12 protein-coding genes are annotated in these 13,685 nt (G+C 75.4%); 4 read left to right on the top strand and 8 right to left on the bottom strand.

The window, feature by feature from the left end; genetic code table 11:
* The first annotated feature begins 25 nt into the window (after positions 1-25).
* Both ACFYNO_RS06020 and ACFYNO_RS06015 read left to right on the top strand, forming a co-directional pair.
* Complete coding sequence (locus ACFYNO_RS06020) at positions 26-1,276, top strand: sensor histidine kinase (RefSeq protein WP_388005957.1); 1,251 nt, start codon at positions 26-28, stop codon at positions 1,274-1,276.
* Complete coding sequence (locus ACFYNO_RS06015) at positions 1,273-1,896, top strand: response regulator (RefSeq protein ID WP_388005954.1); 624 nt, start codon at positions 1,273-1,275, stop codon at positions 1,894-1,896. The genes ACFYNO_RS06020 and ACFYNO_RS06015 overlap by 4 nt, the downstream gene beginning before the upstream one ends.
* A gap of 22 nt (positions 1,897-1,918) precedes the next feature.
* Here the strand turns inward: ACFYNO_RS06015 and ACFYNO_RS06010 are convergent, their stop codons facing one another.
* The 4 genes from ACFYNO_RS06010 to purD form a co-directional block, all read right to left on the bottom strand.
* A complete protein-coding gene (locus ACFYNO_RS06010) occupies positions 1,919-2,818 on the bottom strand; it encodes a phosphoribosylaminoimidazolesuccinocarboxamide synthase (RefSeq protein WP_388005951.1) in 900 nt (299 codons plus the stop codon).
* 61 nt (positions 2,819-2,879) lie between these two features.
* The gene (locus ACFYNO_RS06005) at positions 2,880-4,418 is read right to left on the bottom strand and encodes a N,N-dimethylformamidase beta subunit family domain-containing protein (protein WP_388005948.1); all 1,539 of its coding nucleotides are present in this window, start codon (positions 4,416-4,418) and stop codon (positions 2,880-2,882) included.
* 145 nt (positions 4,419-4,563) lie between these two features.
* Positions 4,564-6,015 carry a hypothetical protein gene (locus tag ACFYNO_RS06000; RefSeq protein ID WP_388005945.1) on the bottom strand — a complete coding sequence of 484 codons (1,452 nt, stop codon included), beginning with the start codon at positions 6,013-6,015 and terminating at the stop codon, positions 4,564-4,566.
* Between the two features lie 457 nt (positions 6,016-6,472).
* Positions 6,473-7,747: a phosphoribosylamine--glycine ligase gene (gene purD / locus ACFYNO_RS05995; protein ID WP_388005942.1), complete on the bottom strand. Its 1,275-nt coding sequence runs from the start codon at positions 7,745-7,747 to the stop codon at positions 6,473-6,475.
* A gap of 318 nt (positions 7,748-8,065) precedes the next feature.
* Here purD and ACFYNO_RS05990 point away from each other — a divergent pair, with 318 nt between their 5' ends.
* Complete coding sequence (locus ACFYNO_RS05990) at positions 8,066-8,860, top strand: SLATT domain-containing protein (protein WP_388005939.1); 795 nt, start codon at positions 8,066-8,068, stop codon at positions 8,858-8,860.
* 18 nt (positions 8,861-8,878) lie between these two features.
* Here the strand turns inward: ACFYNO_RS05990 and ACFYNO_RS05985 are convergent, their stop codons facing one another.
* From ACFYNO_RS05985 to ACFYNO_RS05975, 3 genes are all read right to left on the bottom strand, one after another.
* Positions 8,879-9,526, bottom strand: a complete 648-nt coding sequence (locus tag ACFYNO_RS05985; RefSeq protein ID WP_388005936.1) for a hypothetical protein — start codon at positions 9,524-9,526, stop codon at positions 8,879-8,881.
* A 98-nt stretch (positions 9,527-9,624) separates the two neighbouring features.
* The gene (locus ACFYNO_RS05980; RefSeq protein ID WP_388005933.1) at positions 9,625-10,380 is read right to left on the bottom strand and encodes a GntR family transcriptional regulator; all 756 of its coding nucleotides are present in this window, start codon (positions 10,378-10,380) and stop codon (positions 9,625-9,627) included.
* A 75-nt stretch (positions 10,381-10,455) separates the two neighbouring features.
* Positions 10,456-11,256 (bottom strand): carbon-nitrogen family hydrolase, encoded by an 801-nt coding sequence (locus tag ACFYNO_RS05975; RefSeq protein WP_388005930.1) that lies wholly within the window; start codon positions 11,254-11,256, stop codon positions 10,456-10,458.
* Positions 11,257-11,449: 193 nt separating this feature from the next.
* Here ACFYNO_RS05975 and ACFYNO_RS05970 point away from each other — a divergent pair, with 193 nt between their 5' ends.
* The gene (locus ACFYNO_RS05970; protein ID WP_388005927.1) at positions 11,450-12,286 is read left to right on the top strand and encodes a maleylpyruvate isomerase family mycothiol-dependent enzyme; all 837 of its coding nucleotides are present in this window, start codon (positions 11,450-11,452) and stop codon (positions 12,284-12,286) included.
* Here the strand turns inward: ACFYNO_RS05970 and ACFYNO_RS05965 are convergent.
* Positions 12,276-13,646 (bottom strand): nitrate/nitrite transporter, encoded by a 1,371-nt coding sequence (locus ACFYNO_RS05965; protein WP_388005924.1) that lies wholly within the window; start codon positions 13,644-13,646, stop codon positions 12,276-12,278. The genes ACFYNO_RS05970 and ACFYNO_RS05965 overlap by 11 nt on opposite strands.
* Positions 13,647-13,685 lie beyond the last annotated feature (39 nt).

Here is a 13,685-nt window from a genome sequence, read left to right as displayed (position 1 = left end):
CGGCGTCGAACGGGAGGGTGACGGGTTGAAGCTCTGGGAACGTTGGCGCAACGGCTCCAAGGCCGCGCGGGTGGAGCTCTACAGCCGCTACTCGCTGTACAGCCTCACGGTGCTGATGCCGCTGCTGATGGCGCCGTTCGCGCTGGAGCAGCTGCACCGGGACTCCAGCGACGCCGCGGCGATCGCGCTGGCCGCCTCGGCCCTGGTCAACGCCGCGCTCTCGGTGCCGGTGCTGCGGGATTCGCTGGCCGCCCGCGCCGGGCGGCGGCCGCTGCCGGTCCGGTTGCTGCTGCTGCACGCGGCCACCACCCAGCTGGGCATCTGGCTGACCCTGCTGCTCGGTCCGCACCTCGGCGGCCCGCCGCGCACCCCGGGCTCCACCGTGGTGATCTTCCAGCTGCTGGTCTGGGTGGTCGCCCCGGCGGTCGCGCTGGCGCCCAAGCGGATGGCGCTGAGCGCGGCCCCGATGCTGCTGCTCGCGCTGCCGCCGCTGGCCGTCTCCTGCCACTCGGTCCCCACCGCCCTCGGGGTGCTGACCGGCTCGCTGATCGGGCTGGTCTTCGCGGCGGCCAGCTGCCGCTGCTCCTCCTGGGTCGTGGAGGTCACCTGGGAGCTGGACCGGGCCCGCGAGGACCAGGCCCGGCTCGCGGTGGCCGAGGAGCGCCTGCGGTTCTCCCGAGACCTGCACGACGTGCTCGGCCGCAACCTCACCACCATCGCGCTCAAGGCCGAGCTGGCCGTCCAGCTGGCCCGCCGCGGCCGGGCGGAGGCCGCCGACCAGATGGTCGAGGTGCAGCGGATCGCCCAGCAGTCGCACCGCGAGGTGCGCGAGGTGGTGCGCGGCTACCGGACCGCCGACCTGGCCGCCGAGCTGGCCGGCGCCCGCTCGGTCCTGCGGGCCGCCGGGATCGACACCCTGGTCGAGCCGGGGGCCGACCCGGCGGCGCTGGAACCGCTGGTCCAGGCGGTGCTCGGCTGGGTGGTCCGGGAGGCGGCCACCAATGTGCTGCGGCACAGCGAGGCCGGCCGGGTCACCGTGCGGCTGCGGCAGGACGCCGGCGGGACCGAGCTGGAGCTGGTCAACGACGGGGTGCCGGCGGCCCCGCCGATCGGGCACCACCCGGGCAGCGGGCTGGCCGGCCTGCGCGAGCGGCTGGGCGCGCTCGGCGGCGAGCTGCACTGCGAGCGCGGCGGCGGGCGGTACACCCTGCGCGCGGTGCTGCCGGCCCGGGAGGCGCTGCCGGCCGCCGAGCTGGAAGAGGAGCTGGTCCGATGACCCCGCCCGTCCCCGCCGTGCGGGTGCTGCTCGCCGACGACGAGCACCTGATCCGCGGCGCGCTGGCCGCCCTGCTGGCGCTGGAGGAGGACCTGACGGTGGTCGCCCAGGCCGCCTCCGGTCCCGAGGCGCTGGCCATGGCGCTGAGCCACCGCCCGGACGTGGCGGTGCTGGACCTGCAGATGCCGGGGTTCGACGGCCTCGAGGTGGCCGAGGAGCTGCGCCGCCGGCTGCCGGACTGCCGCACCATGATCGTCACCGGGCACGGCCGCCCCGGCTACCTCAAGCGGGCCCTGGAGGTCGGGGTGCGCGGCTTCCTGCCGAAGACCGTCTCCGCTGCCGACCTGGCCGGCATCATCCGCACCGTGCTGGCCGGCGGCCGCTACATCGACCCGGAGCTGGCCGCCGAGGCGATCAGCGCCGGGGACAGCCCGCTGACCCCGCGCGAGACCGATGTGCTGGAGCTGGCCGCGGACGGCGCCTCGATCACCGAGATCGCCGTCCGGGCCGCGCTCTCGGCCGGCACGGTGCGCAACTACCTCTCCTCGGCGGCGGGCAAGCTCGGCGCCGAGAACCGGCACGCGGCTGCCCGGATCGCCCGCGAGCACGGCTGGATCTGACCGGCCGTGAGCCGAACGGGCGTCAGACCCACTCGGTGCCGGTCAGCCGCTCGTACACCTCGACGTAGCGGTTGCGGGTGTGCTCGGCCACCTCGGCCGGCAGCGCGGGCGGCGGCTGCTCGCTCGTGCGGTCCCAGCCGGACTCGGCCGAGGTCAGCCAGTCGCGGATGATCTGCTTGTCATAGGAAGGCTGCGCCTGGCCCGGCTTCCAGAGGTCGGCCGGCCAGAACCGGGAGGAGTCCGGGGTCAGCACCTCGTCGCCGATCACCAGCTCGCCGCCGCCCAGGCCGAACTCGAACTTGGTGTCGGCCACGATGATGCCCTGCTCCCGGGCGATGTCCCGGGCCCGGGTGTAGACCGCCAGGGTGGTCTGCCGCAGGGTGGCGGCCCAGTCGGCGCCGATCCGGCGGGCGGTCTCCTCGTAGGGGACGTTCTCGTCGTGCTCGCCGACCTCGGCCTTGGTGGCCGGGGTGTAGATCGGCGCGGGCAGCTCCGAGCCGTCCACCAGGCCCTCGGGCAGCGCGATCCCGCAGACCGTCCGGTGGGCGTCGTACTCGACCAGTCCGGAGCCGGTCAGGTAGCCGCGGGCCACACACTCCACCGGGAACATCTCCAGCGGGTCGCAGACCAGGGTCCGGCCGGCCCAGTCGGCGGGGGCGCCGGCCGGCAGCTCGCTGGAGATCACGTGGTTGGGCACCAGGTCGCCGATCCGCTCGAACCACCAGAGCGAGAGCTGGGTGAGGATCCGCCCCTTGTCCGGGATCTCGGTGGGCAGCACCCAGTCGTAGGCCGAGGTCCGGTCGCTGGCCACCATGACCAGTCGTCCGGCCTGGTCCCGGTAGAGATCGCGGACCTTGCCGGTGTGCAGGTGCTCCAGACCGGGCACCTGGACCGGCTCGGGCTTGGTGACGAATCCGCTCACAGTGGTCTCAGTCCTCATATGTGGGGGTCACGGGACGCCACCGATCCTTTCATGGGCCCCCTCAGTCGTCCTTGCAGACCCGGTCCAGCAGGTTCGCGGTGGCCCGCTGGATGCGCTCGTCGGTGTGGCCGGGCCGGTCCAGCGCGGGCGACCAGGCGAAGGTGCCGGAGGCGAAGACGTACGCCCCGCTGGGCGCCCGGTAGAGCGAGGTCTCCTGGTGCCGGGGGCGGCCCTGCTCGTCCTGGTAGGGCGAGTGGGCCAGCAGGATCCGCTCGCTGTGCGCGGGCAGCGCCACCTTCGGGAAGTACCGGTCGGCCTCGCCCGCGACCAGCCCCGGCACCTCGTCGCCGTCCCGCAGCCCGGTGCCGGCCCAGAGCCAGTGCCAGGTGTTGCCGGCCCGCAGCGGCACCGGCTGGGCCACCCGGCCCGCGTACTGCACCCCGATCAGCTGCTGCTCCGGCTCGCCGGCGTCCCGCCACAGGGCGCTGGCCGAGCCGGGCCGGCCGGCCGCCGGGGAGCCGGGCGGCACCCGCTGGCGCTTGCGGCAGTTGAGCAGCCGGTTCGGCTCGCCGGCCGGCCCCGGGCTCAGGTCGACCCGCCAGTACATGGTGTTGGCGGAGAGGAAGACCAGCGAGGTGCCGCCGTCCCTGGCCCGCTCGGCGGCCCTGCGCATCGGCTCCGACCAGTACTCGTCGTGCCCCGGGAAGATCAGCGCCCGGTGCCGGGACGGCTCGACCAGGCCGGCGTGCAGGTCGCTGGCGGTGGCGTAGGCCAGGTCGTAGCCGTAGCGCTCGGCCCAGCGGATGAAGTCGTAGGCGTGGCCGACGTGCAGCGGCAGCCCGGCCCCGGCGTGCGGGCGGTCGAAGGAGACCGTGACGGCCGCCCCGCCCTCGCCGACCAGCGAGCCGCCGGAGTCCCAGGCGTGGTAGAGGCTGGCGCCGGTGTGGCCGTCCTCCGGGAAGAGGTTGTAGGCCTGCCAGGTGACGTCCGGCAGCACCAGCAGCAGCTCGGCGGCCGACTCGGCGCCCAGCGGGTCCCGGACGGTGAACGGCACGTGGCTGCGGTGCCGCTGGTCGGCGGTGGTGAGCACGGCCACGTAGGCGCCCGGCCGCCAGTGGTTCGGGACCTGCAGCCGCCAGGAGTGCCACCAGTGGTGGCAGCTGACGGTCCGTCCGACCACCAGCGGCGCCGGCTGCCGCATCCCGGGGATCAGCGGCGAGGCGGTCATGTGCTGCGCCCCGGCGCCCGCGTAGTGGCCGATCCGGTAGACGTCCACCAGGAAGTCGCGCGGCGGGTGCACCGTCACCCGCAGGTCCACCGCCTCGCCCGGGTGCACAACCCCGGCCGAGGTGAAGCCCTTGATCTGCTGCACCACGTCGTCGGAGTTGCGCGGCGTGCCGATCAGCGGCGGCGGGGCGGCGGGCAGCGGCCGCTGGCCGGGGGCGTCGGTGCTGACGTACCAGGGGATCGCGTCCTCGGTGCCCTCGAAGTAGTGGTCGGGGCTGCGCAGCCAGGGCAGCGGGCCCTGTCCGAACGGGTCCGAGACGCCGTGCGCGAGCGTCCCGGACTCCCATCTGCGGCCCGACGGCTCCTTGTCCATGCTGCCCCTCCCGCAATGCCGCCGTACTTGGCACATGCCACGGAAAAATGCGTGTGGCCCAGGAGACCACAGAGTGCCGGTAGCGCGTCACCCCATGTGAGCAAGAGGTGACGGGCGTTCCCCGATCGGGCGATCCGCCGACCGGTCAGCCCAGCCTGACCGGCTGTTCCAGCCGCACCCCGGCCGCCTCCAGCCAGGCGCGCAGCGCGTCCACCGCGCCCTGCTCCACCGCCTCCACCACCGGGTCGGCCAGGTCGCCCCGGCGGACCCCGCCGAGCAGCAGCACCGGCCCGTCCAGCCAGTCCAGGCCGGGCCGCCCGCCGGCCCCGTCCACCGCCGCGCAGCAGACCATCGCGCTGACGCAGTCGGCCAGTTGCTCGCCGCCGGTGCCCTCCTGGCCGGCCGCCAGCGCGCGCGCCAGCTCGGGTGCCCGGCCGGCGTCCAGCTGGGCCAGCAGCCGGGCCAGGGTGCCCGGCGGGCGGCCGGTGCCGTGCACCGGGGCGACCGCGTCCAGCGCCTCCTGCAGCGCCATCGCGCGCAGCCGCCAGCCGCGGTCCACCACCTGCTCCGGGTAGTCGGCCCAGAGCAGGTCGGCCCGGCCGGCCGGGACGGGGCCGTGGAACAGCTCGGCGGCCAGCAGCGAGACGGCCTCGTCCATCGCGCCCGGCTCCTCCAGCAGGTCGCAGGCCGGGCGGTCGCCGAGCCGGGCCTCGTAGCCCTCGGCCAGCCGGTCCCGGCGGGACAGCTCGGTGAGCGCGGCCGCCACCCCGGCGTTCAGCTGGGCCGGGCAGCGGCCCAGCCGCCAGGCCGGGGCGGCCACCCGGGTGAGCAGCCGGTCCCAGCCCGCGTAGGCCAGCCCGACCTGGCCCTGGGCGGCGATCCGCAGCCCGTAGTCCACCGCCCGGGCCTGCTCGGCGGCGGCCGCGGCGGCGGCCCGCTCCAGCTCGGCCGCGTCGGTGCGGCTCAGCCGCAGCAGGGTGCGGGTGATCCGGTCCAGCAGCCGGGAGGCCGGTCCGAACCGGCCGGTGCCCAGCGCCGCGTCCAGCCCGCGGACGAACGCCCGGGCGGCGGCCACCTCCGGGTCGGCGGCGACCGCGGTGCCGGCCACCACCGGGGCGAGCAGCGCGCGCAGCTCGCCGGCCCGCATCCACCAGAGGAACGGCGAGCCGATCACCAGCAGCGGGGCGCCGCCCTCCGGCCGCTCCTCCAGCCAGCTGTCGCAGTCCGGGGTGAGCGCGATCCCGCCCGGCGCCGGCACCCCGAGCCGGTCGGCCAGCTCGTGGATCTGCCGGTGCAGTTCGGGCGCCTGCCGCTCGAGCACCGGTATCGCCGGGGTGCTGGGCGGCACCGCCCGGGCGTGCCGGCGGATCGCGGCCAGCGCGACCGCGCCGACCAGCACGGCCAGCGCGCCGACGGCCCACCGGGCCGCGTCCCAGCCGGCCTGGTCCGGCGAGCCGGTGGCGCCCAGGCGGCCGGTCCACCGGCCGGCCAGCAGCACCACCGCGACGGCGGCGGGCAGCACGGCGGCGGCCCTGGCCAGGGCGCGGATCCGCAGCAGCGCACGGGCCCTGGCACGGGCAGCGTCGAAAGCGGCCATCCGGTGCTGCACCCCCTTCGGAGTCGGACAGTGAATCGGTGCCGGACACCCCGCGGGTGCCGACCGGTCGGCGACCGCCCCCGGCCCTGGCGGCGTCCTTCGCACAGGTGTGACGCACACGGACGGGCCGGTGTTCCGCGCCGGCCCGGATTCCACTCGTCCCGGTGACGCGGGACCGAGGCCGGTGCCGCCCGCCCCTGCAGCTTCCCCCCGCGCGGGCTCGCGCACCCGGCGGCGACCGCGGTTCGCGCCCGGCGCGGGCCCGCGATCCAGCGCACCCTACGGCCGCCGGCGGCCCCGCGTCAGCCGGATGTCCGCGCTTTCACTCGAAGGGCTGGAATCGCCCCGCCCGTTCGCGGTCCGCCCGCACCGCCCGCCACCGGCCACAACACGGCAGGGGCGCTGCGTCCATGGGGGTGTTCCCCGGACGCAGCGCCCCTGGCGGCGGCGGGTCGCGCTACTGGGCGGCCTTCAGCGCGATGTCGGTGCGGTGCTGGGAGCCGTCCAGCTTGATCTCGGCCACGCCCGCGTAGGCGCGCTCCCGGGCCTCGGCCAGCGAGCCGCCGGTGGCGGTCACCGAGAGCACCCGGCCGCCGGCGCTGAGCACCCGGCCCTCGCCGTCCAGCCTGGTGCCCGCGTGCAGCACGTAGACGGTGCCGTCGGCGGACTCGGCCGCGGCCAGGCCCTCGATCGGGTCGCCGGAGCGCGGCGCCGCCGGGTAGCCCTCGGCGGCGACCACCACGGTGACCGCGGCGCCCTCGTCCCAGCGCAGCGGCTCCAGGTCGGCCAGCGTGCCGGTGGCCGAGGCCAGCAGCACGCCCGCCAGCGGGGTGCGCAGCCGGGCCAGCACGACCTGGGTCTCCGGGTCGCCGAACCGGGCGTTGAACTCGATCACCCGGGTGCCGCGCGAGGTGAGCGCCAGGCCCGCGTAGAGCAGGCCGGAGAACGGGGTGCCGCGGCGGCGCAGCTCGTCCACGGTGGGCTGCAGCACGGTCTCCAGCACCTCCGCGACCAGGCCCTCCGGGGCCCAGGGCAGCGGGGAGTAGGCGCCCATGCCGCCGGTGTTGGGGCCGGCGTCGCCGTCCAGCGCGCGCTTGAAGTCCTGCGCGGGCTGCAGCGGCAGCACGGTGGTGCCGTCGGTGATCGCGAAGAGCGAGACCTCCGGGCCGTCCAGGTACTCCTCGATCACCACCCTCCCCCCGCCTCCGGCCGGGGGTGCCTCCATGCAGCCGGCGGCGTGGGCCAGCGCGGCGGTGCGGTCGGCGGTGACCACCACGCCCTTGCCGGCGGCCAGGCCGTCGTCCTTGACCACGTAGGGCGCGCCGAAGGCATCCAGCGCCTCGGCCGCCTCCTCGGGGGTGGTGCAGACGTAGGACCGGGCGGTGGGCACACCGGCGCCGGCCATCACCTCCTTGGCGAAGGCCTTGGAGCCCTCGAGCTGGGCGGCCGCGCCGGACGGGCCGAAGACCGGGATGCCGGCCTCCCGGACCGCGTCGGCCACCCCGGCCACCAGCGGTGCCTCGGGGCCGACCACGACCAGGTCGGCGGCCAGCTCGCGGGCCAGCGCGGCCACGGCCGCGCCGTCCAGCTGGTCCACCGGGTGGACGGTCGCCAGCTGTCCGATGCCGGCGTTGCCGGGGGCACAGTGCAGCTCGCTGACGGCGGGATCTTGGGACAGGGAGCGGCACAGGGCGTGTTCGCGGGCGCCGCCGCCGATGACGAGGACCTTCACGCTTGGCAAGGGTAGCCGGTGGCCGGAAGCCGCAGGTCCGCGGGGTTGTGCGAACCTCCAGCGATCTTGGTGCGGCGGGCCGCCCGGTTCGGAGGTTCGGCCGGGCGGTGGACCCGGTCAGGTTCGCGGTCACCGCCGCCCTCCCTCGGACGAGTGAACTCCGGCCGACTTCCGCAATCGTCCCACCACGGGGTTCTGACGCCTTTTCGGGTAACGATCAGTCCGGAACGGCCCACATGGTCAGCCATTTGGCGGTAAGAAGTGCTGTTGGATACCCAGCAGAGCCCAGCAGTCAGGCCCGTCAAGGGAGCCCCACAGGTGAGCCAGCCCGAAATGCAGCCCGAGGAAAGTCCCTGGGGCAAGGACGTCGGCGAGGAGGACCAGCCCGCGCTCGCGGCCGGCCCCGGCCGGGACCGGGCCGCCACCCGCCGCCGCGCCGATCTGAGTGCCCGCCAGTTCCCGCTGGGGGACTGGGGCGAGCCCGCCGAGCGCCTGGAGGAGCTGTACCGCTGGTCCGAGGAGCGGGCGGTCGAGGCGATCGAGTGGTACCGCCGGGACCGGCTCTGGAAGCGGCGCTGGGCCCGGCTGCTGCGGTTCGGCGCGGCCGCGCTCGGGGTGGCCGGGGTGACCCTGCCGCTGGTGCAGCTGACCGGGCACCTGCCGCACGGCAGCGCCTGGGGCTACGTGGCGCTGGCGCTGGCGGCTGGCTGCCTGGGCGCCGACCGGGCCTTCGGGCTGAGCAGCGGGTGGATGCGGGACGTCTCCACCGGGCAGGCGCTGCAGCGCCGGCTGGAGGCCTTCCAGTTCGACTGGGCCTCGGAGTGCGTGCGGGAGGTGCTGGGCCCCACCGAGGGCACCGCGGGCGAGGCCGCCGAGCGCTGCCTCGGGGTGCTGCGGCGGTTCTGCGAGGACGTCTCGGAGCTGGTCCGCAGCGAGACCTCGGAGTGGATGCTGGAGTTCCGGGCCCGGATGACCCAGCTGCCCACCCAGGCGCCCGGCTCCTGGGGCAGTCGCTCGGAGGGCGGGGTGCCGGCCCAGGTGCGGGTGCTGCCGGCGCCCGGCACCCGGCCGACCATGCCGCGCCAGCGGCCCCCGGAGGGCCCGCTGCGCTGACCCGGCCGGCCGCCGGGTTCAGGCGAAGACCACCATGGAGCCCTGGGTGAGGCTCCGGGTGGCCGCCGCGTAGAGCCCGGCCCAGGCGTGCCGCTCCCGGGCGTACGGGTGCACGTCGTCCAGCGGCGGGGCGAACGGCTGCTCCAGCCCGGTCGGGCCGAGCGGCCGGGTCGGCCCCGGCGGGTTGAGCGGGTCGATGCCGAGCGCCGGGGCGATCGCCTGCAGCTCGCGCAGCAGCCCGTAGGAGGAGCCCAGCGGCCCGCCGGAGGCGAGCAGCGCCTGGTCCACCAGCGGCACCTCGAACTCGATCGGCACGTAGGCGCCGGCGTGGTCGAAGTGCCACACCAGGTGCGACTGCTCGGCGGTGGCCTCGAACATCTCCAGCAGCTGCTCGTAGTCGCCGCCCAGCGCGTCCACCGGGGTGAGCTCGAAGCCGGTCAGCTGCAGCAGGTAGGCCCGGCGCAGGAAGTGCAGCGAGTCGTAGTCGAAGGCGGCTATCGGCTCCACCCCGCCGGTGATCCCGGGGGCGAACTGGTAGACCGGCACCGGCGGCATGCCGCGGGCGGCGAGCGCCGCGTTGTAGACGTCCAGGTCCTCGCGGAACGGGTTCTCGGGACTGTGGGTCAGCACGTCCACCAGCGGGACCAGCCAGAGGTCGCAGGCCACGGCCGTTCTTCCTCTCCGGGTGGGCGGGCACCTGCGGTGCCGGGCGCGGCCGGCTCGCGGCGCCCCGACCACCCTACCGGCCCGGCGCGGGCTCGGGCTCAGGCTCCCTCGCCGCCGGTGAGCAGCGGGAGCACCGCGACCGAGTCCAGCGACTCACCGGTCAGCGAGGCCAGCAGCCGCACCGTGAAGAGGTTGTACCCGTCCATCAGCCGGCGGGCCCCGGCCACGTCCCCGGCGGCGATCAGCTCGACCAGTTCGGGCTGCCGGTCCCAGCAGACCCCGGCCAGGTCGCCGCCGGCCCGCAGGTAGGGCGCGGCGAACATCCAGGACTGCACCCGCAGCCAGTCCAGGTACTCGGCGATCCGCCGGTTCTCCAGGAACTCGGCGATGCCCTGCCAGAACCGCCGGTCGCAGCCGACCATCACGTCCAGCTGCCCGGCCCGGACGGCCCGGCTGGCCGCCTCGGCCCGGCGCCGCAGCGAGCCCAGCCGGCCCGGGTCCAGCCGTCCGGGGTCGGTCGCGCCGGGGCGGTGGGCGAGCTGGCGGAAGGCGCTGTCGGTGAGCAGGGTGCGGGCCTCGAAGATCTCCAGGAAGTCGGACCAGGCCAGCTCGGGCACGGTGAAGCCACGGTGGTGCTCGGCCCGCAGCAGGCCCTGGGCGGCCAGGTCGACCAGCGCCTCCCGGGCGGGGGTCGCCGAGACCCCGTAGAGCTCGGCGATCTCCTTCACCGTGAAGTTGCTGCCGGCCGGCAGGCGGCCGGACATCAACTCCTCGCGCAGCGCGCCCGAGATCTGCTCGCGCAGGCTGTTGCGCTGGATCGGCAGGCGACCGGTACCGGTGCCGAACACGGCCACCGCACACCACCTCCGACACTCCAGGGCAAGGGACCGAACCGCAATCCTCTCAAACGGTCCGGACGCCCGGGACGGTCAGCCGCGCTGGGCCGGCGCCGGGATGCCCAGCAGCCGGTCCCGGTGCACCGGGAACTCCTCCCGGGTGCGGGCCACCTCGGCCGGGTCGAACTCCACGGTGAGCACCTCCTCGCCGGCGCCGGCCTCGGCCAGCACCGCGCCCCAGGGGTCCACCACCACGCTGCGGCCGGCCTGCTCCACGCCGCCGTGGGTGCCCGCGGTGTTGCAGGCCAGCACGTAGGCCTGCTCCTCCACCGCGCGGGCCCGGGCCAGCAGGCTCCAGTGGTCGCCCCGGCGGGCCGGCCAGGCGGCGGGAACCACCAGCAGCTCGGCCCCGGCGTCCAGCAGCGCCCGGAACAGCTCCGGGAAGCGCAGGTCGTAGCAGGTGGCCAGGCCCAGGGTGGCGAAGCCGGTGGCGGCGGTGACGATCTCCTGGCCGCCGCCCATCACCACCGCCTCGCCGCGGTCGAAGCCGAAGCGGTGGATCTTGCGGTAGGTGTGCACCAGGTCGCCGCTGGGCGAGAAGAGCAGCGAGGTGTTGTAGATCGGCCCGTCCGGGTCGCGCTCCACGATCGAGCCGGCGTGCAGCCAGGCGCCCACGTCCTTGGCGGCGGCTGACATCGCGTCAGCGGTGGGGCCGTCCAGGGGTTCGGCACCGGCCGACCACTCGTCATAGGCGAAGCCGCCGAGGGCCCACAGCTCCGGCAGCACCACCAGGTCGGCTCCCCGCTGGGCCCGGACCAGGGCGGCCGCGCGGGCCCGGCGCTCGGCCGCCGGTTCGGCGTCGGACACGGCGAGTTGGATCAAAGAGGCGCGCACACTACCACCGTCCACGTCAAGAGACCTACGATCGTCACCCGAAAGCGCTGCCCTGCATCACCAGGCAGCGTAACGTGCGCTAGGCGTGTGTGCTCGAAAGCCGGAACATCCGGCCGATACCGGCCGGTGGTGCGGCCCGGGGGCGCGAGCCGCACTCACGAGGGACCGCCGGAGCCGGAGGAACAGGGACACTGTGACCGACAATCAGGTCGTCCAGGCCTACACGGAGGCCTGGACGCACTCCATCGAGGCCATATCGGAGCTGCTCGCCCCGCTGCCCGCCGACTCCTGGAACCGGGCCACCGAGCTGCCCGGCTGGTCGGTGCGCGATGTCGTCTCGCACGTGATCGCCGTGGAGTCCGAACTGCTCGGCGACCCGCGGCCGATCCACTCGCTGCCGCGCGACCTGTGGCACCTGAAGGACGACGTCTCGCGCTACCTGGAACTCCCGGTGGACAAGCGCCGCTGCCACACCGCGCCGGAGATGACCTCCGAGCTGGAGTACGTGATCATCCGCCGCTCCCGGGCGCTGCGCAACGCCACCACCGGGCCGCTGGACCAGGTCTCCTTCCCGGCCGGCCCGCACAGCTACCCGCTGCCCTACCAGGAGCTGCTGCGCCGCCGGGTGCTGGACGTCTGGGTGCACGAGCAGGACCTGCGCCGGACGCTCGGCCTGCCCGGCAACCTGGACTCCCCCGGCGCCCAGGTCACCCGCGACCTGATGCTGGACGCGCTGCCCAGGGTGGTCGCCAAGGCGGCCGGCGCGCCGGCCGGCAGCACCGTCGCCTTCGACGTCAGCGGCCCGCTGGAGTTCCTGCGCACGGTCCGGGTGGACGAGGAGGGCCGCGGCAGCATCGACGACCGGATCACGCTCGGCCCCGACGTGCAGTTCGCCACCGACTGGGAGACCTACCTGCGGCTGGCCACCGGCCGGGTCCGGGCCGGGGCGCTGCCGGCCGGCCGGCTCCGGGTGGACGGCGACCAGGAGCTGGCCGAGCGGATCCTGGCCCGGTTCTCGATCACCCCGTGACGGCCGCCCCGCGCCGCACCCGGCGGTCCAGCCGGAGCACCATCCAGGTGCCCAGCGCGGTCGGCGCGGCCAGCCAGCAGAAGGCGATCCGGAACGCTCCGGCGGTGTAGGTCTCGGCACCGCCGGAGACGGCGTCCAGCAGCACCCCGACGCCCAGCAGGGTCAGCATGGTGGCCAGGAAACCGCCCATGTTGGCGATGCCGGAGGCGGTGCCCAGCCGGTGGCCGGGGTTGTGCGCGCGGGCGTAGTCCAGGCCGACCAGCGAGCCGGGCCCGTTGCTGCCCATCACCAGGATCAGCAGCACCAGCAGCCAGAGCGGCGGGTGCCCGCCCGGCCAGGCCAGTACCACCGCCCAGCAGGCCGAGGTGCCGCCGATCACGCCCAGCGTGATCGGCATCCGGTACCCGGACGAGCGGGAGAGCAGCCGGCCGAAGAGCAGGCCGAAGGCCATGTTGCTGAAGACCAGCAGGGTGAGCAGCCCGGCGGCCTGACCGCGGGTCATGCCCTGGCCCTCGACCAGGTAGGGCAGGCCCCAGAGCAGGGCGAAGGCGTTGCCGGGGAACTGGGTGGTGAAGTGCACCCAGAGGCCCAGCCGGGTGCCGGGTTCGCGCCAGCTCTCCCGGATCTGTTCGCTCAGCGCTGGGCGGGGCGCGCCCGGCACGGCCGCCGCGGGGTGCCCGTCCGCCCCCTCGGGGGACTCCCGCAGGCCCAGTGCGACCAGGGCGAAGACCGCGGTGCCGAGCAGCGCGATGGCGGTGAAGGTGGCGGTCCAGCCCTCGCTGTGCAGCGCCTGGACCAGCACCACGGTGGTGACCAGGTTGCCGCCCATCCCGGCCAGGCCGGTGAGCTGGGCGACCAGCGGGTTGCGGGCGGCCGGGAACCAGCGGGCGGCGATCCGCAGCACGCTGATGAAGGTCATCGCGTCGCCGCTGCCGAGCACCGCCCGGGAGGCCAGCGCGGGCCCGAAGGAGTTGCTCAGCGCGAAGGCCAGCTGGCCGATGCTGAGCAGCACCACGCCGGCCAGCAGCACCCGGCGCGGGCCGTAGCGGTCCACCAGCAGCCCGACCGGGACCTGCATCGCGGCGTAGACCAGCACCTGGAGGATGGAGAAGGCGGACAGGGCGGAGGCGCCGACGTGGAACCGGTGCGCGGCGTCCAGTCCGGCCACGCCGAGGCTGGTCCGGTGGATCACCGCCAGGACGTAGACGCTGACCCCGATGCCCCAGGCCAGCCAGGCGGCCCGGCCGCCGGGCGGGCCCGCGGCGGCGGAGAGCGGGACGTGGTCGGCGGAGGCGGGGTGGCGGGGGCCTGGAACGGCCGCAGGGAGCGTGGTGGAGCTGGAGGCGGGGTCCGCGGGCATAGTGCACCCAGACTAGTCATCCCACCATTGGATATTTTC

This window comes from Kitasatospora sp. NPDC006697 (genome assembly GCF_042869935.1).
GTDB lineage: Bacteria > Actinomycetota > Actinomycetes > Streptomycetales > Streptomycetaceae > Kitasatospora.
The sequence above is the reverse complement of the archived record's forward strand: the minus strand, read 5'-3'. Positions and strand labels throughout refer to the sequence as shown.

Coding starts and splice junctions, on each gene's coding strand:
- ACFYNO_RS06015 (WP_388005954.1), top strand. CDS start 1,273: ATGACCCCGCCCGTCCCCGCCGTGCGGGTGCTGCTCGCCGACGACGAG.
- ACFYNO_RS06005 (WP_388005948.1), bottom strand. CDS start 4,418: ATGGACAAGGAGCCGTCGGGCCGCAGATGGGAGTCCGGGACGCTCGCG.
- ACFYNO_RS06000 (WP_388005945.1), bottom strand. CDS start 6,015: ATGGCCGCTTTCGACGCTGCCCGTGCCAGGGCCCGTGCGCTGCTGCGG.
- ACFYNO_RS05965 (WP_388005924.1), bottom strand. CDS start 13,646: ATGCCCGCGGACCCCGCCTCCAGCTCCACCACGCTCCCTGCGGCCGTT.